General features: G+C 41.2%; 18 protein-coding genes. 13 read left to right on the plus strand and 5 right to left on the minus strand.

Annotated features, from left to right (window positions below; genetic code table 11):
* Positions 1 to 311: 311 nt before the first annotated feature.
* Entirely contained in the window at positions 312 to 689 is a 378-nt protein-coding gene (gene crcB, locus PGR74_RS12635) for a fluoride efflux transporter CrcB (RefSeq protein WP_082027582.1), read from the minus strand.
* 163 nt (positions 690 to 852) lie between these two features.
* Between crcB and PGR74_RS12640 the strand changes: the two genes are divergently transcribed.
* The 11 genes from PGR74_RS12640 to PGR74_RS12690 all read left to right on the plus strand — a co-directional run bounded on the left by PGR74_RS12640 (position 853) and on the right by PGR74_RS12690 (position 17,211).
* Complete coding sequence (locus PGR74_RS12640) at positions 853 to 2,958, plus strand: M3 family metallopeptidase (protein ID WP_270517286.1); 2,106 nt, start codon at positions 853 to 855, stop codon at positions 2,956 to 2,958.
* Between the two features lie 145 nt (positions 2,959 to 3,103).
* Positions 3,104 to 6,136, plus strand: coding sequence for a SusC/RagA family TonB-linked outer membrane protein (locus PGR74_RS12645; RefSeq protein WP_052634424.1), 3,033 nt, complete (start codon positions 3,104 to 3,106; stop codon positions 6,134 to 6,136).
* 4 nt (positions 6,137 to 6,140) lie between these two features.
* Positions 6,141 to 7,751: a SusD/RagB family nutrient-binding outer membrane lipoprotein gene (locus PGR74_RS12650; RefSeq protein WP_270517287.1), complete on the plus strand. Its 1,611-nt coding sequence runs from the start codon at positions 6,141 to 6,143 to the stop codon at positions 7,749 to 7,751.
* Positions 7,752 to 7,879: 128 nt separating this feature from the next.
* Positions 7,880 to 8,362, plus strand: coding sequence for a Dps family protein (locus PGR74_RS12655; protein WP_041502524.1), 483 nt, complete (start codon positions 7,880 to 7,882; stop codon positions 8,360 to 8,362).
* Positions 8,363 to 8,495: 133 nt separating this feature from the next.
* Complete coding sequence (gene mutY, locus PGR74_RS12660) at positions 8,496 to 9,554, plus strand: A/G-specific adenine glycosylase (RefSeq protein ID WP_041502625.1); 1,059 nt, start codon at positions 8,496 to 8,498, stop codon at positions 9,552 to 9,554.
* Positions 9,555 to 10,024: 470 nt separating this feature from the next.
* Positions 10,025 to 10,945, plus strand: coding sequence for an ABC transporter ATP-binding protein (locus PGR74_RS12665; protein ID WP_041502526.1), 921 nt, complete (start codon positions 10,025 to 10,027; stop codon positions 10,943 to 10,945).
* Positions 10,946 to 10,958: 13 nt separating this feature from the next.
* Positions 10,959 to 13,256, plus strand: a complete 2,298-nt coding sequence (locus PGR74_RS12670) for a Gldg family protein (protein ID WP_041502527.1) — start codon at positions 10,959 to 10,961, stop codon at positions 13,254 to 13,256.
* A 76-nt stretch (positions 13,257 to 13,332) separates the two neighbouring features.
* Complete coding sequence (locus PGR74_RS12675) at positions 13,333 to 14,691, plus strand: MutS-related protein (RefSeq protein WP_041502528.1); 1,359 nt, start codon at positions 13,333 to 13,335, stop codon at positions 14,689 to 14,691.
* A gap of 2 nt (positions 14,692 to 14,693) precedes the next feature.
* Positions 14,694 to 16,046, plus strand: a complete 1,353-nt coding sequence (locus PGR74_RS12680; RefSeq protein ID WP_041502529.1) for a MutS-related protein — start codon at positions 14,694 to 14,696, stop codon at positions 16,044 to 16,046.
* Positions 16,047 to 16,156: 110 nt separating this feature from the next.
* On the plus strand, positions 16,157 to 16,537 hold the full coding sequence (locus PGR74_RS12685; RefSeq protein ID WP_270517288.1) for a hypothetical protein: 381 nt from the start codon (positions 16,157 to 16,159) through the stop codon (positions 16,535 to 16,537).
* 146 nt (positions 16,538 to 16,683) lie between these two features.
* The gene (locus PGR74_RS12690) at positions 16,684 to 17,211 is read left to right on the plus strand and encodes a hypothetical protein (protein ID WP_041502531.1); all 528 of its coding nucleotides are present in this window, start codon (positions 16,684 to 16,686) and stop codon (positions 17,209 to 17,211) included.
* Here the strand turns inward: PGR74_RS12690 and PGR74_RS12695 are convergent.
* Positions 17,196 to 18,602, minus strand: coding sequence for a CCA tRNA nucleotidyltransferase (locus PGR74_RS12695; protein WP_041502532.1), 1,407 nt, complete (start codon positions 18,600 to 18,602; stop codon positions 17,196 to 17,198). The two genes, PGR74_RS12690 and PGR74_RS12695, sit on opposite strands and share 16 nt — an antisense overlap.
* A gap of 155 nt (positions 18,603 to 18,757) precedes the next feature.
* Here PGR74_RS12695 and PGR74_RS12700 point away from each other — a divergent pair, with 155 nt between their 5' ends.
* Positions 18,758 to 19,399 carry an HAD family hydrolase gene (locus PGR74_RS12700; RefSeq protein WP_270517289.1) on the plus strand — a complete coding sequence of 214 codons (642 nt, stop codon included), beginning with the start codon at positions 18,758 to 18,760 and terminating at the stop codon, positions 19,397 to 19,399.
* Between the two features lie 160 nt (positions 19,400 to 19,559).
* On the plus strand, positions 19,560 to 20,120 hold the full coding sequence (locus PGR74_RS12705; RefSeq protein ID WP_041502534.1) for an AAA family ATPase: 561 nt from the start codon (positions 19,560 to 19,562) through the stop codon (positions 20,118 to 20,120).
* 48 nt (positions 20,121 to 20,168) lie between these two features.
* On the opposite strand, the gene PGR74_RS12710 is transcribed toward PGR74_RS12705, so the two are convergent.
* Genes PGR74_RS12710 through PGR74_RS12720 form a run of 3 tightly spaced genes read right to left on the minus strand, consistent with a single transcriptional unit; the run spans position 20,169 to position 22,037 of the window.
* A complete protein-coding gene (locus tag PGR74_RS12710; protein WP_059025533.1) occupies positions 20,169 to 20,741 on the minus strand; it encodes an electron transport complex protein RnfA in 573 nt (190 codons plus the stop codon).
* Between the two features lie 37 nt (positions 20,742 to 20,778).
* Positions 20,779 to 21,366 (minus strand): RnfABCDGE type electron transport complex subunit E, encoded by a 588-nt coding sequence (locus PGR74_RS12715; protein WP_041502536.1) that lies wholly within the window; start codon positions 21,364 to 21,366, stop codon positions 20,779 to 20,781.
* A 50-nt stretch (positions 21,367 to 21,416) separates the two neighbouring features.
* Complete coding sequence (locus tag PGR74_RS12720; RefSeq protein WP_041502537.1) at positions 21,417 to 22,037, minus strand: RnfABCDGE type electron transport complex subunit G; 621 nt, start codon at positions 22,035 to 22,037, stop codon at positions 21,417 to 21,419.
* Positions 22,038 to 22,060: the final 23 nt, after the last annotated feature.

Raw genomic sequence — 22,060 nt, forward strand, 5'->3', positions numbered from 1 at the left:
TACCCGAGCGAGACCGGTATGTACATCACGAAGATCATGTTTATGGGAGTATTTCCTTTCTTATTGCTGTTTATCGCGATATTCATATGGATTAGAAGAAGAGGGAGATAAAATGTATGACATGATGATTTAAAAATTCACCGTTCGTTTTAAATCCTGTGTTTGCAGGATTTAGACGTCGGTGTCTCTTAACGTTGATATTTTGTTGGAATTAGAATAAACCAGGGGAAATTCGTAGTGTGCATTATTGACAGAAATTAAATTCGAAGAAAGGGACCATTGGAGATAATGGTCCCTTTTAGTTTTTAAAATTATTTAAAAAGAGTTTGAATAAGATAATAACCTAACCAAGTGGCTAATAGGCCTAAGATGACGCTAAGACCGATATTCAATGAAAACAACAAGTAGGCTTTTGCTGTTAATAATTTCAAGTTGTCTGCCGAAAAGCTGGAAAAGGTAGTGAAACTCCCACAAAATCCAATAATTAGAAATAGACGATGATTTTGGGTGAGTAAATTGGAATGTGCTGATAAGCCAGTCAGCAAACCAATAATAAAACACCCGATTATGTTTACTGTAAAAATTCCTAAAGGGAAAAGAGTAGGGACATTTTTTTGTATGATACCCGTTAACCAGTACCGGGAGACTCCCCCGAGCATAGAACCGATTGCGACAAAAAGTAAATTCATAAAAAATATTATTAAACTTTGCAGGGTAAAAATAGTGGAAATAAGGGAATTAGATATCTTTTAACGTTAAAAATGATATCAATTAACATTTTATTATTTTTAATCTGTATCTTTATCTCGTTTTATGGATAAGCTGTGAATACTATATTTAATTTACATGTATATGAAAAGAACGGTAATTTTATTTTTGAGTGTGGTGACATTGATAACTTCTTGTAAAGAGGAAAAACGTCAAACTAATAATCCGTTGTTAAAGCCTTTTACAGCTCCTTTTCATACGCCTCCTTTTGACCAGATTAAATTATCCGATTATAAACCTGCTTTTGACGAGGGGATAAAACAGCATAAAAAAGAGATTGAAGTAATTGTTAATAATACGGAAGAACCGACTTTCGAGAATACGATAATGGCTTTGGATCGATCCGGAGAGTTATTGGATAGGGTGTCATCTATTTTCTTCAACTTATATGCAGCCGTTACGAGTGACGAAATGCAGGAAATCGCCATGGAAGTCAGTCCTATGGTAACGGCTCATAGCGATGAAATCAGTATGAATCCCCAATTGTTTGCCCGTATTAAGTCATTGTATGATAGAAAAGAGAGCTTGGGATTGGATTCGTTAGCACTTCGGACGTTGGAGTTGTATTATAATGATTTTGTTCGGGGTGGAGCGAATTTAAGTGCGGAGGATCAATCTAAACTGAAACAGGTGAATGCCGAATTGGCTAAACTCAGTTTACAATATGGAGATCGTTTGCTAAAAGAGACAAACGCGTTTGTTTTAGAGATTGACAAAGAAGAAGATTTGGCCGGACTGCCGGAGACGGCAATTATCGCCGCTGCCGCCGAGGCCAGAAAACGGGGTTTAGAGGGTAAGTGGGTATTTACCGTTCATAAACCAAGCCTGATTCCTTTTTTACAATATGCCAAGAATCGTCAATTACGCGAGAAATTGTACAAGGGATATTATATGCGGGGAGATAATAACAACGAGAATGACAACAAGGGAATTGTTGCCCAAATGGTCAATTTGCGGTTGGAAAAAGCGAAGTTGTTGGGTTTTGATACTTATGCCTCGTATGTGATTGATAAAAACATGGCCAAAACGCCTCAAAATGTGTATGATTTTATGGGCCGGGTATGGGGGCCTGCTTTAAAGGTAGCGAAACAGGAATTAGCCGAAATGCAGGCTATCGCCAATAAAGAGGGGATGAAAGAAAAGTTGGAGAGTTGGGATTGGTGGTATTATGCTGAAAAATTGCGGAAGCAGAAATACGATTTGGACGAATCCGAGATGAAACCTTATTTAAAGTTGGAAAATGTGCGTGACGGAATGTTTGAAGTCGCTCGTAAGTTATACGGGATTACTTTGGAAAAAAGGACGGACATACCGGTGTATTATCCGGATGTAGAGACTTATGAGGTAAAAGATGCAGACGGATCGCATTTAGCTATTCTTTATCTGGATTATTTTACTCGATCCAGCAAATCGGCAGGGGCTTGGATGACAGAATTCCGTCATTACACGAAAGTGGACGGAAAAGAAGAGTTCCCGCTGGTTTCTGTCGTTTATAATTTTTCTCCTGCGGTCGGTGATGAGCCGGTATTATTGAGTTGGGACGATACGGAAACCATGTTTCATGAATTCGGACATGCTCTTCACGGATTTTTTATCCGGGGGGATTATAAGCGGATAGCCGGCACCATACCTCACGATATGGTAGAGATGCCTTCCCAGATCATGGAGAATTGGGCTGGTGAACCTGAGGTATTGAAGATGTATGCCAGACATTATAAGACGGGTGAACCTATGCCTGATGCATTGATTCAAAAGATACAGGAGAGCGGTCATTTTAATCAGGGATTCGCTACGGTGGAATATGTAGCTGCGGCTTTATTGGATATGGATTGGTATTCTCAAACAACTTCGCGGGAGTACGATGTGAATGCTTTTGAAAAAGCTTCGATGGATAAGCATGGGTTGATAAAAGAGATTTTACCTCGTTACCGGACTACTTATTTCTCTCATATTTTCGATGGAGGGTATTCGGCCGGTTATTATGTCTATCTTTGGGCAGAAGTATTGGATGCGGATGCTTTCCAAGCTTTTAAAGATTCCGGAGATATATATAATGCGGAGTTGGCTGCACGTTTGAGAAAATATATTCTTTCCGAGGGAGGATACGATGATCCTATGAAACAATATATTAAGTTTCGTGGACAAACTCCGTCGGAAATTCCTCTGCTGAAGAAGAGAGGATTGGAATAAATGTGGAAAAAAGCCTCTGGAAGGGGAGAGGCCTGTTAAAATAAACTGAGAGGGTATTTGTGTGATGAAGTGTATTTATGCGTTATTTTTGTTTTTAACCGTATCTTCTTGTCTGTACGGTAAAACTAATTTTGGCCGTTTCGGTATGCGGGAGAGAGATTCGGTGCCGGATTCCCTTCGATTGGCAACCAACATCATCCGGGTTAATGGTATTGTCGAGGATGAAAAAGGAGTTCCTATACCGGGAGCCCATATCGTTGAAAAAGGAACTTACCATGGGGTCGTCTCCGATAAAGAGGGACAATTTTCGCTTTCTGTTCCGGCTGACGGAGAGTTAGTTATTTCTTTTGTCGGTTATAAAACCTTGTTTATCCCTATTCAGGGGAAAGCTTTTTTAAGGGTTCATCTGGAGGAGGATATGGTCTTTTTGAAGGATGTGGTTGTTACGGCTTTAGGTATTGAAAAAAGTGGCGTTTCCTTGCCTTATTCTGTTACGCAAATCGGACAGGATGAATTGATAAGGATAAAAGATCCCAATTTATTCGTGGCCTTAATGGGAAAAGTTGCCGGATTGCAGATTCATAAAAGTGCTTCCGGTACAGGTGGATCGGTAAGAGTTTTACTTCGGGGAATTCGTTCCGTGGCCGGGAATAATCAACCTCTATTTGTGATCGACGGTATACCGATTTTAAATGAAAGTAGTGAACAGGCTTATACGGCTATCGGGGGAACGGCAGATGCCGGGAACCGGGATGGAGGAGACGGTATCTCTAACTTGAATCCGGAAGATATAGAAAGTATCAGTGTATTGAAAGGGGCCTCAGCTTCTGCTTTATATGGGACACAAGCTGCCAATGGGGTAATTTTGATTAAGACGAAAAAAGGATTGAGAGGAAAGCAAGAAGTGCAGTTCTCTTCAAGTATGATTTTTGAGAAGGCGATTAATTTACCCGAGTTTCAGAATCACTACGGGGTAAGTGACGGAATTGAGAGTTGGGGGGAGCGGGATAACTTGAAAAAGTACAATGCAGCAAAGGATTTTTTTAGGACAGGCATTTCAGCGATCCATTCTCTTTCATTTTCCACGGGAAATGAGATTATGCAGACCTATTTTTCTTACGCGAATACGGCAGTGAGAGGAATCGTTCCTCAGCATCGCTTTATGAAACATAATATCAATTTGAAAGAAACAGCTTCTTTTTTTGAAGGGCGATTGAAATTGGATGGTAATTTGAATCTAATGAGACAAAAAATAAAGAATCGTCCTACTCCGGGAGGCTTTTATATGAATCCTCTCGTGGGATTGTATCGTTTTCCTCGTGGGGAAGATATTTCAAAGTATAAAAAACATTTTGAGCTATTGGATGAAAAACGGAATCTGATGGTGCAGAATTGGCATAGCTCGGTGGAAGATTTCGAACAGAATCCTTATTGGGTGACAAATCGTATTTTAAGCGAAGACATTCGGAGCAGGGCCATTGTCTCTTTGACGGCGGATGTGAAAATAACGACAGATTTGTCTATACAGGGAAGAGTCAGTATAGATGATGTTTCGGATAAGTTCAGACAGCGTTTTTATGCCTCAACCGCTCCGGCACTTGCGGGCGAAAATGGGCGTTATATAGATTATACTTACCAGCAAACGTTATTGTACGGGGATTTGTTGGCCACATACCGGCGGTTATTTGGAAAGTTTACGTTTCATATGACACTCGGAACCAGTATTAATAATAATACGATCAGCAGACTTCGGTATGATTCGAAAACAGCTTCTTTGAAATACGCTAATGTATTTACGGTTGCCAATATCAATATGAATACCTCTGCTTATATTGAGGAGCAGAATAGGGCGACCCGGCAGATGCAATCACTTTTTACAACGATTCAGATCGGATACGGTGATTTTCTGTTTTTGGACGTGTCGGCACGGAATGACTGGTCTTCTACATTGGCTTTTACCTCCCATGAATCGACAGGATTCTTTTATCCGTCATTAGGTATAGCATGGGCTTTGAATAAAACTTTAAATTTACCGAAATGGGTCGATTTGGCTAAATTACGTGTATCTTGGAGTCGGGTAGGTAACGATATACCATTATACATTACCAATCCGATGTCCTATGTGTTGGCCGGAGGAGGCGTACAATCTGCCGATGCGGCTCCCTTTGAGGAGATGAAACCGGAGATGAATAGTTCTATCGAATTAGGAACGGAATGGAGATGCTGGCTCGATCGTTTATATGTAGATCTTACTTATTATAGAACGAATACAAGGAATCAGTTTTTTAAATTGCCCGCACAGGATGGAGATGAATATGCTTATCGTTACGTGAATGCCGGAAATATTCAGAATGTCGGGGTTGAATTTTCAGTGGGAGGTATTCCTGTTATTTTCAAAGAGGGAAAATGGGAATCGAAGATCAATTTTGCCACGAATAAGAATAAGGTCTTACGCCTGCATGAGGAGCTTCCGGTATTTATATACGGTCCGCGTGGCTTCTCTTCCAGTTACGCGATGAAGTTAAGAGAGGGTGGATCATTTGGGGATATATACGGAAAAGCCTTTAAACGGGACGAACATGGAGAGATCGTTTACGAGGCGGAGGGAGAAAAAAGCGGTCTTCCCCAGATTGTCGGAGAAGGCAATACGGTGAAAGTGGGAAATGCTAATCCGAATTTTACTTTGAGTTGGAGTAATAATTTGAGGTATAGGGGGTTCTCTTTCCATCTTTTGTTGGACGGGCGCTTCGGTGGGGATGTCCTCTCGCAAACGCAGGCGGATCTGGACATGTTCGGGGTAACTAAAGCCACGGGAAAGGCAAGGGATAGAGGATTTGTCGAACTGGAGGGAAAACGTATTACGGACGTGAAAGGTTTTTATAAAGGTCTTGTCGGGGGACGTGCGGGAGTAACGGAGTATTATATTTACGATGCAACGAATATTCGTCTTCGGGAGTTGTCCATCGGTTACACGCTTCCCGACGGTTGGATGAAAAAAAGTGGTGTTTTCAAGAGCGTACAAGTGAATTTTGTAGCTCGTAACCTGTGTTTCCTGTACAAAAAAGCTCCCTTTGATCCCGATTTGGTACTTTCCACGGGTAGTGATAATCAGGCTATTGAAGTATACGGGATGCCGACGACCCGGAATATCGGTTTTAATATCTATTTTACATTTTAATGAGATGAGGAAATATAGTTTCGTTTTTATTGCTTTTGTATGGGGATGGGTGGCTTGTACGGGTCATTTTAAATCCTTAAACACGGATAAAACCGGAATGACGGATGAGGAGATGGAAATAGATCTGAATCACCTGGGGATACCTTTGGGTATTATCCAGCAAGGTATTTATTTTAATTATGATTTCGGAAAAGGAAAGAATTGGCCATACCAGATCATGCAAAATCTGAGTGCAGATATGTTTAGCGGGTATATGCATGATTATAAGCCGTTGAACGGTGGGTCTCATAATTCGGATTATAATATGCAGAATGGTTGGAATGGTACATTCTGGGAGAATACCTACGCTTATGTAATGCCTCAGATTAAACGTTTGGAAGATCTGACTCGATTGGATTATCCGGCTTTTTTTGCCATAACTAAGATTCTGAAGGTGGAGGTGATGCATCGGGTGTCGGATTATTATGGTCCTATCATCTATTCTCAGTTTGGAAATTTGAGGGAGAGCTATGCCCCGGATAACCAGGAAGAGGCATACAGGATGTTTTTTGAGGATCTCGATGAAGCTGTGAATATATTGGATCAGGCTATAAAGGAAGGAGAAGATGCTTCTGCTTTTGCTAAATTCGATATTATAATGGACGGAACCTATGAGTCCTGGGTTAAATTTGCCAATTCTCTTCGTCTCCGTCTGGCTATACGTCTGGCAGTGGTAAATCCGGAAGAGGCAAGAAGAGAGTTTAGAAAAGGGATGGTTAACTCTTACGGTATTTTCACGACTTCACCTGAAAAGGCGGTAGTTTCAACCAAGAATGGTTACACTAATCCGCTTGGGGTGATTAATCAGGTATGGGGAGAAGCCTACATGAATGCCTCTATGGAGTCAATTTTAAATGGTTATGAAGATCCAAGAAGAGCCCATTTTTTTGAAGTTTGTCCGAATGATGTTCAGGGAGAAAACGGGAATATCATTTCTATAAAAGGAGAGTACCGGGGAATTCGGCAAGGAACTGTTTTTGCTCATACGCGGTATAGTGCGCTATCCAGGATATACGTGGAAGAGAGCAGTGAGGCTATTCTGATGACGGCCGCCGAGGTTTGGTTTTTGAGAGCTGAGGCTGCTTTGCACGGTTGGACTTCAGAGGTTCCTGGAGATTGTTATCGGGAGGGGGTGCGTTGTTCTTTCAATCAATGGGGAGCTGCCGGGGTGGAGGCATATTTGCAGAGCGATCGGGTTGGGGCCGATTACGTGGATGTTTTTGAGCCAGTTAATAATATTAAAGCTCGTTGTTTGGTCTCTCCTCGGTGGGACGAGAGTGCTTCCAGGGAGGTGAAGTTAGAGAAAATCATTACTCAGAAATGGTTAGCTGTTTTTCCTGAAGGGTGTGAAGCTTGGGCGGAACAAAGGCGTACGGGTTATCCTCGTTTGTTTCCGGTACGGGTTAATAACAGTAAAGACGGTTGTATCGATACGGAATTGATGATCAGAAGACTAAACTTTCCGGCTTCCATGATCGATGTGGATCCTGAACAATATGAGAAATTGAAAAAAGCTTTACAGGGGGATGATACTCCGGGAACTCGTTTATGGTGGGATACCGGGAAAAACTTCTAATCTCGTTTTCTTTGCGTAGTTCCTTTTCCTTTTAAGGCTAATATTTCAGTTCGGCCCGAAACTTTCCTGAATTAACTTCGTTATAAATGAAGAAACAGAAGTTAATTAACCTTTTAAATAACATTACTATGGAAGGAAATATTGGTTTAGATGCGAAAATGATCAAATCAAGTAAGACCATTTTAAATAATTTACTTGCAGACCATTTTGTCTTATTAGCAAAAACATGGAATTTTCACTGGAATATGAAGGGGCCGAGTTTTAGATCCTATCATACTTTTCTCGAAGATCTTTACAATGGATTGATTGAAGATATCGACGCTATTGCTGAGAGAGTACGTGATTTGGATGAACGGCCGTTAGGATCTTTGAGGGGATGTTTAGAGCATAACCGCATAAAAGAATACGATGAGCAGCAACCGCTTCCGGATGCCAAGCATATGTTGGCCCTGTTAAGAGATGATAATGCTGAAATCATTCGTCAGATTCGGACGGATCTTGAAACTATGGATAAAGAAGAATCCAAAGATTTCGGTACTTCGAATTTCTTGGAAGATATGATAGAGAAAAAAGAGAAGGTAGCTTGGATGATTCGGGCTCACTTGGAGTAAAATAGGTTTTTTTGTTATTAGTGGAAACGGGTACCTCACGGATTGAGGCATCCGTTTTTTTTTATTGGATAGATGACGGAGGAAAGGATTTTAAATTTTTATCTTTGCCGGTATATTTTAGCTATTAGTGAGTATGAACGAGTGGTCGATAGGAGACGTAATAATCCCTTGGTATGAGCGGAATCGCCGGGATCTTCCTTGGCGGAATACAGATGATCCCTATTTGATATGGATATCGGAAGTTATTCTCCAGCAAACAAGGGTCGTACAAGGTCTGGATTATTTTATTCGGTTTGTGGAACGTTTTCCGAATGTCGTTTCTTTGGCCGAAGCGGAGGAAGATGAAGTGATGACCTATTGGCAAGGTTTGGGGTATTATAGTCGTGCCCGTAATTTACATCGGGCGGCTCGAGAAGTGGTTTCGCTGTATGGAGGAGAGTTCCCTCGGAGCTACAAGGAGGTGCTTTCATTGAAAGGAATCGGGGAGTATACGGCTGCCGCTATTTGTTCGTTTGCCTATCGTTTGCCGTATGCAGCGATAGACGGAAATGTATACCGCGTATTATCCCGGTTGTTCGATATTGATATCCCGATAGATTCAGGACGGGGAAGGACCTATTTTGCGGAGCTTTCCCGGAGATTACTCGATCGTTTCCGTCCTGATCTTTATAATCAGGCTATGATGGAGTTTGGAGCTTTGCAGTGTATACCGAAATCTCCTGATTGCGAACATTGTCCGTTGAATACCCGTTGTATGGCAAGGGCAAAAGGCAAGGTAGAACAATTGCCTGTGAAAGTAGGGAAGGTACAGGTGAAACCCCGTTATTTTAATTATTTGCACGTTCATGACGAAACCCGTTTTTTATTGAAAAAAAGGGAGGATAAAGATATTTGGCGTAATCTGTACGAATTTCCTTTAATTGAATCGGATAAACCTTTGACTTTTCTGGAACTTCAACAGACTGAAGAGTGGAACCAATTACTGGATGGGGCAGATCGACCGGAAATACGGAGGGTATTTGAACCTCCCAAACATGTATTATCCCATCGGGTGGTTTATGCCGTTTTTTATGAAATAAAGGTCGGTCGTTTTTCTCCCGCTATGACAAAATTTATGCAGGTATCGAAGGAACGATCGGGGGATTATGCTTTTTCCCGGTTAATGCAATTGTATTGGGAAACCGGAAGATAATTTCATACGTTACCGGTATGGGGGCTAATTGTAAATGTATTTTTTTCTTGTTAAAAGAAACAAAATGTCGTTGGTTACCGGGATAATTTTGAATTTTCGAGTTATAAAAGTTATTTTTAAGAGGTATCGAGGGTTAATATCGGCTCATAAAAGTGTGAAATCTGTTAAAATATGGAATGAAATTAAACCGCTTCTTGTTAAAAAAATATTAATCCTTTTTTTGAGACGTGAAATCTTGTTCGAATAAAAACACCTTCCTTTGTTGATAAAGGGCTTTCGGGAGATAGTGAATCGATTGAATGTAAAAGTTAAGTTTTTTATAAAGTATTTTTTACCTGAAAAACATGGGTAAATAATGTCTATTTTTAGTGGTGAGAATTGTGTCATATTTTTAATGAAATGATATAATTTTTAGACTAACTATGATACGACGTGTGTAACTAAGAATCTATAAAACTTAACAAAAATCTATGGAAGAATCAATCGTTAAAGTCGAAAATTTATCTCATCGCTATAGCGTTCAGTGGGCGATACGAGATATTAATTTTGAGATTACTAAAAATGGGATCTATGGATTGTTAGGCTCTAATGGTGCCGGCAAATCTACGACCATGAACATCATGTGTGGAGTGTTAAAGCAAACGGAGGGAAGTGTATTTATTAAAGGAATCGATTTACGGGAGCATCCGGTAGAGGCCAAACGGCATATCGGATTTTTGCCTCAAAAACCGCCCTTGCATATGGATTTGACAGTAGAAGAGTATCTGATCCATTGTGCTCGTTTACGCCATATTCCGGCTAAAGAGGTCTCTAAGGCGGTTATGGAGGTCATGGGCCGTTGTGGTATTACCCATTTTCAGAAACGATTGATCCGTAATTTGTCAGGAGGATATCAACAACGTTTGGGGATAGCGCAGGCTATCGTTCATAATCCGGATTTCGTGGTATTTGATGAACCGACGAACGGGTTGGATCCGAACCAGATCGTTGAAATCCGTCATTTGATAAAAGAGATTGCAGAAGATCGTACGGTTGTGCTTTCGACCCATATCTTGCCGGAAGTGCAAGCAACATGCGATTATATTCGTATGATCGAACAGGGACGACTTGTTTTTGCCGGAACCGTAGATGAATTCGATAACTATATTATACCGAATACCTTGGTCGTTTCAATGGTAGCTATGCCTTCTGCTGAAGAATTACGCGGTATTCAAGGTGTATTGGGGGTAGAAGAGCTGGGCGGAACGAAATATCGCTTGCAATTTTCCGATGTACAGGAGGTCACGGAAAGAATAGTTGAAATGAGTGTTGCTCGCGGCTGGCGTTTGACCGAAATTTATTTAGAAAAGAGTTCATTAGATACGATTTTTGCAGAATTATCCAAAAAATAAAAAGAAATAGACAATGAAGACGATATATAATATAGCCAGAACTGAATTACAAACTTTATTTTTCTCACCGATTGCCTGGCTGATTCTTATAATTTTTACTTTTCAATCGAGTATGGCATTTGCCGATGTGATGGGAGGCATGGTGAGAAATCAAGCTTTAGGATACGGTTTAAGAGGTGTGACTTTGGGCGTATACGCTTCGCCTTGGGGTGGATTATTTCCTATCGTACAGCAATATCTTTATCTTTATATCCCTCTGTTGACCATGAGCTTAATGAGCCGGGAGCTGGGCAGCGGTTCTATAAAATTACTCTATTCTTCTCCGGTGACCAACATTCAGATCATTTTAGGAAAATACCTTTCCATGATGATTTATGCTTTGGTTTTGATCGGAGTGTTGATGGTTTATGTTCTTTTCACTGCTTTTACGGTTAAGATGTTGGATTTTCCGGCTATCCTTTCCGGATTGCTCGGACTCTATCTATTGATCTGCGCTTATGCGGCAGTCGGACTTTTCATGTCCAGTTTGACTTCTTATCAAGTGGTTGCCGCCATGGGTACTTTGGCTGTATTGGCCGTGTTGAATTTCGTGGGAGGAATGTGGCAGGATATTGCTTTTGTCCGTGACATTACGTATTGGTTATCTATTTCCGGGCGTTGTGATGAATTTATTAGCGGTTTGATTTGCAGTGAGGATTTATTGTATTTTATTATCGTGATCGCCTTGTTCCTTTCATTGGCGATTATTCGTTTACAAGCTTGTCGTCAGAAAACGCCGTGGGCTGTCAGTATGGGAAAATACGTGGGGGTTGTCTGCATCGCTATGATTTTGGGGTATCTGACTTCTCGTCCTACGTTGATGGCATTTTATGACGCTACCCGGACCAAGGTGAGAACCTTAACCGAGAATAGCCAGGATGTGGTAAAACGTTTGGAAGGCGGCTTGACTATTACGACTTACACGAATGCTTTAGAGGACGGAACGTTGTGGTATGCGACTCCTCGCTACGTGAATCAGGATTTGGAGCGGTTTAAGCAATATACCCGATTCAAACCGGAAATTAAAATGAAGTACGTATACTATTACGATACGGTAAATAATCCTGATTTGGAAAAACGTTATCCGGGGCTTTCGGATCGGGAGCGGATGGTGAAAATCTGTAACTCTTGGGGATTGGATTCCAATCTGTTTATCACCCCGGAACAGATTCGTCAACAGATTGACTTGTTCCCGGAGGGGAATAGATTTGTTCGCTTGATAGAACGGGAAAACGGACAAAAGACCTTCCTTCGGGTTTACGATGATATGATGCGTTTCCCGAGCGAATCTGAAATTACAGCAGCTTTAAAACGCTTGGTGATGAAATTGCCGAAAGTCGGCTTTTTGACCGGTCATGGAGAACGAGACAATAAACGTGAGGGGGATCGGGATTATAACCGCTTTGCTCAGGATAAACCTTTCCGCTATTCGTTGATCAATCAAGGATTTGATTTTTGTGACGTGGCCTTGGATAAGGAAATTCCGGAAGATGTATCTATCTTGGTTATCGCCGAGATGAGAAGCCCGATGACGGCAGAGGAAAAAGTGTATTTGGATAAGTATATTGCCAAAGGCGGAAACCTGTTGATTTTGGGAGAACCGAAGCGTCGGGATGTCATGAATCCGTTGGTAGAACAGTTCGGTGTACAGTTTGTGCCGGGTACGTTAGTAAAACCGAGTGAGAACTTCCTTGCTGATTTTATAATCACGGATCCGACGAAGGAAGCGGGAGAACTCTCTTACGCCTTTGATATCATGCGCAGATACGAATATAAAGCGACCATGCCTAATGTTTCCGGATTGGAATACACGGAGGGAAAAGGGTTTACTATGACACCTTTGTTTAAAACGGATTCTTTGGTATGGAACGAGTTACAAGTCACGAATTTTGTTGATGATACGGTAAAATATAATCCGGAAAAGGGAGAAGTTCAAAAATCGTACGTGACAGGTTTGGCTTTATCCCGGAAAGTTGGAGAAAAAGAACAAAAAATTATTATATTTGGGGATGCTGATTGTATCAGTAACGGAGAGATCAGTATCGGAAGGAAGAACGTAGATGCTTCAAACTATACGATTATTACAGGAGGTTTCTTCTGGATGTCGGATAATGAGGTGCCTATCGACGTGCGTCGTCCGACTATGCCGGATAACAAGGTATACCTGGGTGAGACAGGAATGTACGTTTCTAAGATCGGATTTATGGGTGTATTCCCGGGAATATTGGCTATATTTGCAATATTGATCTGGATTCGTAGAAGAGGAAGATAAAAAGATTACAGTGTATCCTGAATCGTCTTGACGATTCAGGATACTGACCTAAAATAAACGATGAAAAAAACAAATTATGAGTTTTACAATTGACAAGCAAACCCTGGATGACCTCAACATTTTTGGAAAACAGCACAGAGGGAATTCGATTTACAGTTTGTTCAACACCACTCGAACGAGAGGTGGGGCTTTGGTGTTGGAGGAAATGTTTCTTTATCCGCTGTCTGACGTGGATAAAATCAATAAAAGGAGTACGATCATCAAATATTTTCAGGAAAAGAACGTGGAATTTCCGTTTCGAAGCGAACTGTTCGATACGGTAGAGCACTACCTGAGCAATACGGATAGTCGTACGAAGATTGTGGCCGAGAACAATACTTTACAGCGGAAATTCCGTAGCTATATGGGGACAGATACTGAATATGAATTATTGCATAAAGGTATTTTAGCCTCTGTTGAGATTATTAATTGCTTGCATGACTTTTTTATTCAGATCGATGCGATAAATGCTGTCGATTCTTATAAAGAAGAGGTGGAGGAGATGAATAAGATCATTCTTGATGAAGAATTTGCTTGGGCTTATAAAGAGAAGGGTTTGAAAAAAATAGCTTACGCGAAAACGGCCGATTACGACCATATTTTGCGTTATGCCGCCAGGGATAAAATGAAGAAGTTGCTCTATTACATCTATAATATGGATGTATATATCTCTATCGCTCAGGTGGCTATTAAGCGAGGTTTCGTTTTTGCGAAAGCTCTACCGCCGGATCAAAATGTATTGAAAATTGACGGGATGTATCATCCTCAATTAAAAAATCCGACACCGAATACCCTGCATGTCGATCACAATAGTAATGTGATTTTCTTGACGGGAGCTAACATGGCCGGAAAGTCTACATTCATGAAGACTTTCGGCGTATGTATATTCTTAGCTCATATGGGATTCCCTATTCCGGCCGAAAGCATGGAATTTTCCGTCCAGAACGGAATGTATACGACGATCAATTTGCCGGATAATTTGAATATGGGATACAGCCATTTCTATGCGGAGGTTCTCCGGGTAAAAAAAGTGGCCGAAAGTGTGAGTCGTTCTCAGAACCTGATTGTCGTTTTCGACGAGCTGTTCCGCGGTACTAACGTGAAAGATGCTTATGATGCGACCGTTGCCGTAACGGAGGCTTTTGCGGCCAACCGGAACTGTACTTTTATTATTTCTACCCATATTATTGAGGCAGGAGAGACATTACGCGGGCTTTGCGACAATATTAATTTCGCTTATCTTCCCACGATTATGCAAGGAAGTATGCCGGTGTACACCTATAAGTTAGCTTCAGGTATTACCAACGACCGGCACGGTATGATGATTATCAACAATGAACGTATCATTGAGATAATAAAGAGTAGAAAGAAAACCAACAACGCTAAATCTAATTGATCATGAGCTTTACCGTAGATAAACAGACTTTGGATGACCTTAACATGCTCGGTAAATATAAGAATAATTCTATATTTAACGTGTTTAATCATACTTGTACCCGGGGTGGGGGACAACTCTTGGAATACATGTTCCAAAACCCTTTAAGTGATGCTGAGGCTATCAATAAGCGGAGTAGTGTATTCCGTTATTTTCAGGAACAAAATGTAGAGTTTCCTATCGAAAACGAATTGTTTGATGTGGTTGACCATTACCTGAGTAATTTAGGACATGCGAATCCCATTGTGGCAGCCATGAATACCTGCCGTAGGAAATTATTGAATTATATAGGATCGGATAAGGAATTCGAAATGATATATAATGGAATCATCGCTTCCATCGAGTTTTTGAACCTGATAAACGATTTTAATCAGAAACTGGCTAAAGGGGGAGCTTCTTCTCCTTATTGGAAGACGATCGAAGAGATGGATGCTATTCTTCATGATAAAAAAATGGCTTGGGCGCTTAACGAACGGGGGGTAGCTCGTCTCTCTTTAGCGAAGGTGGCCAGATTCGATCATCTTTTGCGATATACTTGCCGAGAGAAAATCAAAAGGATGATGCAGATTATTTATGAATACGATGTGTATATCACGGTTTCCCGGATTGCCAGAGAGAAAAAATTCGTTTATGCGAAAGCCAATCAAATGGTAGAGGATAAAAACGATATAACGATAACGAAGGTATATCATCCTCAGTTGACGGGGGCTGTTGCCAATTCCGTGCATGTCGATCACGAGCATAATGTGATTTTCCTGACCGGTGCTAATATGGCCGGAAAATCTACATTCATGAAATCCTTCAGTATCGCTATTTATTTGGCCCATATGGGATTCCCTGTTGCGGCCGAACGTATGGAGTTTTCGGTTCAGGACGGTATGTATACTTCCATAAATGTAGCTGATAACTTGAATATGGGATATAGTCATTTCTATGCTGAGGTTCTTCGTGTGAAGCATGTGGCAGAAGAGGTGAGTTTAGGTAAAAATCTGGTCATTATATTCGACGAGTTGTTTAAAGGGACCAACGTGAAGGATGCTTACGATGCTACTGTTGCCGTAACGGAAGCATTTGCTGAGAATCGGAATTGTTCTTTTATTATATCAACCCACATTATAGAGGCCGGACAAACATTGCGGGAACATTGTTCTAACTTGAAATTTGTATTCTTCCCGACAATTATGAAGGGCTCTATTCCGACTTATACCTATACGTTACAAGAGGGTATTACCAATGACCGTCACGGTATGATGATTATCAATAATGAACATATTGTGGAAATTATAAAAGGTCGAGAGGTCGAACCGGCTAAATAAGTAAGCGTAAGTGAAAAAATTAGGCTGATATTTATATCAGCCTAATTTTTTTTTGTTTATTGTATGGAATATCGTAGCGATTTGCTAATTTTGTAATACGAAACAAAACGATGAAGGCCTATTTGAAATATAGTGTTTTACTGTTTGTAGTAATCATTTATCTGATTCAACAGATAGATTCTTCTACTCGTGTCGTTACGGCCGATAAGCAGGAAAAGATTGTTTCGAACGAAGAAGAGGCTTTTCATCAGTTGGCTTTTTTGACTGCTCTAAATGCGAATGCAGTACCTGTAAATTCGGTACATGAGGTGCTGACTTCTTTTCCGACTTTTCGTTATCTTCCCAAGAGTAATCTTTTTTGCGGGATAGAAGAACGTAAATGTGTGTTTCCTTCCTATTTTAAAAATGTCGAACATTTTTATAGAGATTCTTTTGCACTGAAGCAAGACGCGGGATATTATGTCTTTGCTTTACGTGAAATCATTGTATGATTCTGAACCCTGGAGGCATCTTGATGCCTGTTGGAGCTTTCGTGAAATGTATTTCTGCTTTCACGGAATGCTTGATAGAGTTATTGTGGCGGGATAATTGTGTTTAATTTCCCGGAAAAAAAGAGTCATTATTTAATGTTTATACTATGGAAAAGTTTGATTATATTGGAGATATTATATTGAAAGTCGATGAAGGTAAAATTGTAAAGAAAAAGAAATCACCGGTAAAACCTTTGGGCTTATTGTTAGTCGGAGCCGCTGTTTTGTATTTCGGTTCCACTCATATCAATGCCGCGGAAAATGACATCCTTTCTTCGGTGGCGATCATGATCGGTTTGGGGATCATCGGATGGGGGATCGTGGCTTTTCTCGTGAAAAAAGAGAATTATATTTATAGTCCGACAGGAAAAGTCTTAAAAAAACACAAGGTTTATCTGTCACCCAACCAGTCTTCCAGGTTATATCAGATTTTAGAGGAAGATAAGTTCGATGATTTGCAAGCGCTTAACCGTACCAATCAGTCTAATTTGAGTTTGGAAATTTTTAGTACGGACGATGATGAGTATGCTTTGCTACAAGCATTGGAATTTATTCCTTATAACGATGTGCCTACTTCCCCGGTAAAAATATGCTCGGGAACGAAGGCGAAACAGATAGCTTATTTTTTAAAATAAATTCCTAAATTCTCAGCCACTTTAAACATATACTCTCTGGCTTCTTGGGAATTGTTTCCAATAATGCCATCAAGGATCGCTTCTTTGATGGCATTCTTGATATCCCCGACCAAACGACAGGGTGGTAAATTGAAGGTGGCGATAATCTCTTCTCCGCTGATAGGGGGTTGAAAATTCCGGATGGCATCTTTTTCTTCCACCTCTTTCAGTTTTTGGCGAACGATCTGGAAATTGTCTAAAAAACGCCTTACCTTTTCTTCGTTTTTGGAGGTAATGTCCGCTTCAGCCAAACACATCAGGTCGTCGATGTCATCTCCCGCGTCGAATAGCAGGCGTCTGACAGCCGAATCTGTTACGATATCTTCGGAAAGGACAATGGGACGCATATGTAAGAAAACTAATTTTTGAACGTATTTCATCTTTTCATTCTGGGGTAATTTTAGTCGATTGAATATTTTGGCTACCATGCGTTCTCCGATATGATTATGGCCATAGAATGTCCAGCCTTGTCCGGTAATAAATTTTTTAGTAACCGGTTTGGCTATATCATGCAATAGAGCGGCCCATCTTAGCCAAAGATTGTCCGAATTTTTGGCAACGGAATCCAAGACGGTCAGTGTATGATAAAAGTTGTCTTTGTGTCCGATTCCTTCGACGATTTCAACACCTTTTAATGCGGTCAATTCGGGAAAAAAAAGATTTAATAACCCGGCTTCCTCCAGTAGTCGAATTCCTACGGAGGGTTTAGGGGAAAGCATGATCTTGTTAAATTCGTCTATGATTCTTTCCTTTGAAACGATTTTTAATCGTTCGTTATTGGCTCTTATTCCCTCGAAAGTTTCCGGAGCGATAGAAAATCCTAACTGGGAGGCGAATCTCACGGCCCGCATCATTCGCAACGGATCATCGGAAAAGGTGATGAGCGGATCAAGGGGTGTCTTTATGGTCTGTTCTTTTATATGTTGCAGACCGCCGAAGGGATCAATCAATTCTCCGTAGTTAAAAGTATTCAGAGAGATGGCGAGTGCGTTGATCGTAAAATCGCGGCGTTTCTGATCATCCTCGAGAGAACCTTGTTCTACAACGGGTTTTCGCGAATCAAAGTGGTAGGACTCTTTCCGGGCTCCGACAAACTCGATTTCTACGCCCTTATAGCGGAACATCGCGGTTCCAAAGTTTTTGAATATGGAGATGTGCAGGTTACCGAGTTGCCGTGCCGCTGTTTCGGCTAATTCAATGCCATTTCCTAACACAACAATATCGATATCTTTGGAGGGCCTTTGCAGGATCAGGTCCCGTACGTATCCGCCAATAACATATATTTCACATCCTTTTTGGGCTGCAATTTCCGATAGTAAGTGAAAAATAGGATGTTTCAAATGCTTCTGCATATTATTTCTATTGAATGATAGACTCTCTGGTAAAACGGCATACAAAAATAGGAAGTTATACGTTACCGACCAAAATTCTTTTCGGTTTGTTTCCGCTCGGGAGAAATTGTCCGTTCGGAGTTTTTTCCTATTTTTGAAATGTAATTGAAGGAGATATGAATAGAACAAAGAAATGGGCTGTGTTATTTGATTTGGATGGTGTCGTTTTAGATACGGAAAAGGCATACGATGGTTTTTGGGAGGAGGAGGGAAAGCGTTATCGGCCCGATATACAGGCATTTCACCGAAAAGTCAAAGGCTTCACTCTGCAAAAGATCGTAGCGGAGTTTTTGGGAAATGATCCTCAAAAGGAGCAGTCGATTCAACGACGGCTGGATGCGTTGGAGTCTCGTATGGACTATCCCTATATTCCGGGGGTATTGGATTTTATAGAAGATCTTAAAAGTCGGGGAGTCCCAATCGCTTTAGTAACCAGTTCCAATGAGAAAAAGATGGAATACGTGTATCATGCCCGTCCGGAGTTAGCCGCATATTTTCAAGTAAAGATTACTGCCGATAAGATTACTCGCTCTAAGCCCGATCCTGAATGTTATCTGTTGGGAGCTGAAGCGTTGGGAGTAAAACCGGAGTTTTGTTTCGTATTCGAAGATTCTTTTGCGGGCTTGGAAGCCGGGGAGAGGGCAGGAATGAAGGTAATAGGATTGGCAACGACAAACCCCCGGGAGGAAATGGAGAGACGGACTAACCGGGTCATATCCGATTTTGTAGGGTTTGCTTATGAAAAAATGATAGAGTGATTCTATGATTATTCGAATCGTTTGCTCCTCTGATCCCGGAATCCCTCTTGTTTTATAGTGTTAGCGGAAATAAATTCCGCGGGGGTAAAGAATTCCATCAATTATATAAACGTTTTTTATTTATTTTAATCGTCGAATCTTTCAATCGCATAATAGAAGAATGTATAAACCTAATTTCTTTGTTGTAACGGGAGGTCCCGGTGCGGGAAAAACGACTGTTATGGAGGAACTCCGGCTCAGGGGAGCGGTTACTGTAGCGGAGAGCGGAAGGTGTATTATCCGTGAACAGCTTGCTTCCGGAGGAGATGCTTTGCCCTGGAGAAATACCCGAAAGTATTCGGAATTGATGTTACAATATGCAATTCGGGATTTTGAGAACCACAAGGAGGCGGAAGAGCTTTGTTTTTTCGATAGAGGAATCCCGGATGTGTTGGGTTACAGTCGCTTAATAGGATTGAATGAGTGGGATGAATTGAGGAGTGCAGCCTCTTGTTATCGATACAATAAAAGGGTATTCTTATTTCCTCCGTGGAGAGAGATATATTGCACGGACGAGGAGCGAAAACAGGATTTTGAGTTGGCGGTAGAAACCTGCGAGGAGATGAAACGAACTTATGGAGCGTTAGGATATACCGTTACGCCGGTTCCTTTATTGTCTGTTCGGGAGAGAACGGATTATATGCTTGATTTTTTACGAAAAGAGAAGGAATGTGGTCGATAAAAATAGTCCGGAAATAATTCCGGACTATTTTTATCGTATGATTTCGAATTACACGATGCCGGAAAATCCCATAAAAGCCATGGCTAACAATCCGGCTGTCAGGATTGCTATAGCGGGTCCCTGCATCCCTTTGGGAATATTTACCAGCTCCAGCTGTTCCCGAATACCGGCGAATATGGTTAGGGCCAAACCGAAACCCAGAGCTGTCGAGGCGGCGAATACGACCGATTGCAGCAGGTTATAGTCTTTTTGAATAACCATGATGGCTACACCGAGAACGGCACAGTTTGTCGTAATTAAGGGTAGGAAGACCCCTAACGCCTGATAGAGTGCGGGACTTACTTTCTTCAGAATAATTTCTACCATTTGTACGAGGGCTGCAATGATCAGGATAAAGGTGATTGTTTGCATAAATCCGATCTGAAGCGGATCAAGTACTGTTTTTTGTACGATAAACGTAACTAATGTAGCCAAAATCATTACGAAAGTAACGGCTCCGGTCATGCCGAGTGCGGTAGGTACGCTTTTGGAAACCCCTAAAAAAGGACATATTCCCAGGAACTGGGCCAATACGATATTGTTAACGAATACTGCCGCAATAAATATAAATATATATTCCATTATAGTTTTAGATTTTAGGTTCTTATCATAATCATCTTCAATTCGTCTTCCTGATCCTGTTAATCAGAGCAATTAAATAGCCTAAAGCGATGAACGCTCCCGGGGCTAAGACGAAAATAAGCATTCCGTAGTGTTCACTATACAATGTTATGTTGAATAACTTACCGCTTCCTAAAATTTCTCGAATTCCCCCCAAGATGGTTAATGCCATAGCGAATCCCAGTCCAATGCCTAATCCGTCTAAAATGGAAGGAATGGCCTTGTTTTTTGAGGCAAAGGATTCGGCTCGTCCTAATACGATACAGTTCACTACGATCAGGGGAATAAATAATCCCAATGATTCATGAAGTCCCGGTGTGTAAGCAGCCATACACATGTCCACCACGGTAACGAATGCCGCTATGATCACGATGAAGCCCGGTATACGGATTTTATCGGGGATCAGGTTTGATACTAATGAGATCACAAGGTTTGACAGAGTCAACACAAATGCCGTAGCCAATCCCATTCCCAACCCGTTGACAGCCGATGTCGTTACTCCCAGCGTGGGACACATTCCGAGCAATAGAACGAAGGTCGGATTTTCTTTGAAGAAACCTTTGGTGAAATTTTGCCAATTGTTCATAGGTCCAGTTTAATTTTATATTGGCGACTGTATCGCAGTCGTTAAATTTGTTAATTCTCAGTTTTTATTTGTTGGGTTGCTCCCGATTGGGTATCCGCCCCGTTTAAAGCGGCTGCAGCCCGATTTATTGCATCCAAAAATGCCCGTGAAGAGATCGTGGCTGCCGTAATCGCATCCACGTCTCCACCGTCTTTAGTAACTTTTAATCCGGTTTTTCCCGGTTTTTTTCCTGTCACGTTTCCTTTCCCTCCCCGTGTAAACCAGCTATCCATCTTGGAACCTAATCCAGGTGTCTCTTTATGTTCGAGTACGGAATAATTGTGAATGGTTCCGTCCGGGTTAAATCCGACCATCAGCCATACTTTTCCGCTGAAACCGTTGTTGCTATACGTCTTTATGGCCGTGCCGACAAGCTCGCCCGCTTTTTTGGCCGGATAAAATATCAATTCGCCTCCGTCGGGAGTCTTTTCTGTCCATGCTTCAGCCATCGGGTCGTTGTCGAAAGCGGCTACTACATTCCGGATTGCTGTCACCTGTTTTTCCAATTTGGCTTTATCTATTAGCCCCGAAGTAAATTCGTTGACAAATCCAACGGCAGCCGACGAGATTAGGGTTATGGCGGATAAAACTAATACCATATTTTTAAAGGTTGACTCTAATTTCTTTCCCATAGTTTTAAAATTTATGATTTACG

Source organism: Sanguibacteroides sp. AM78-02pH3A (assembly GCF_027666085.1).
Classification (GTDB): domain Bacteria; phylum Bacteroidota; class Bacteroidia; order Bacteroidales; family Marinifilaceae; genus Gabonibacter; species Gabonibacter massiliensis.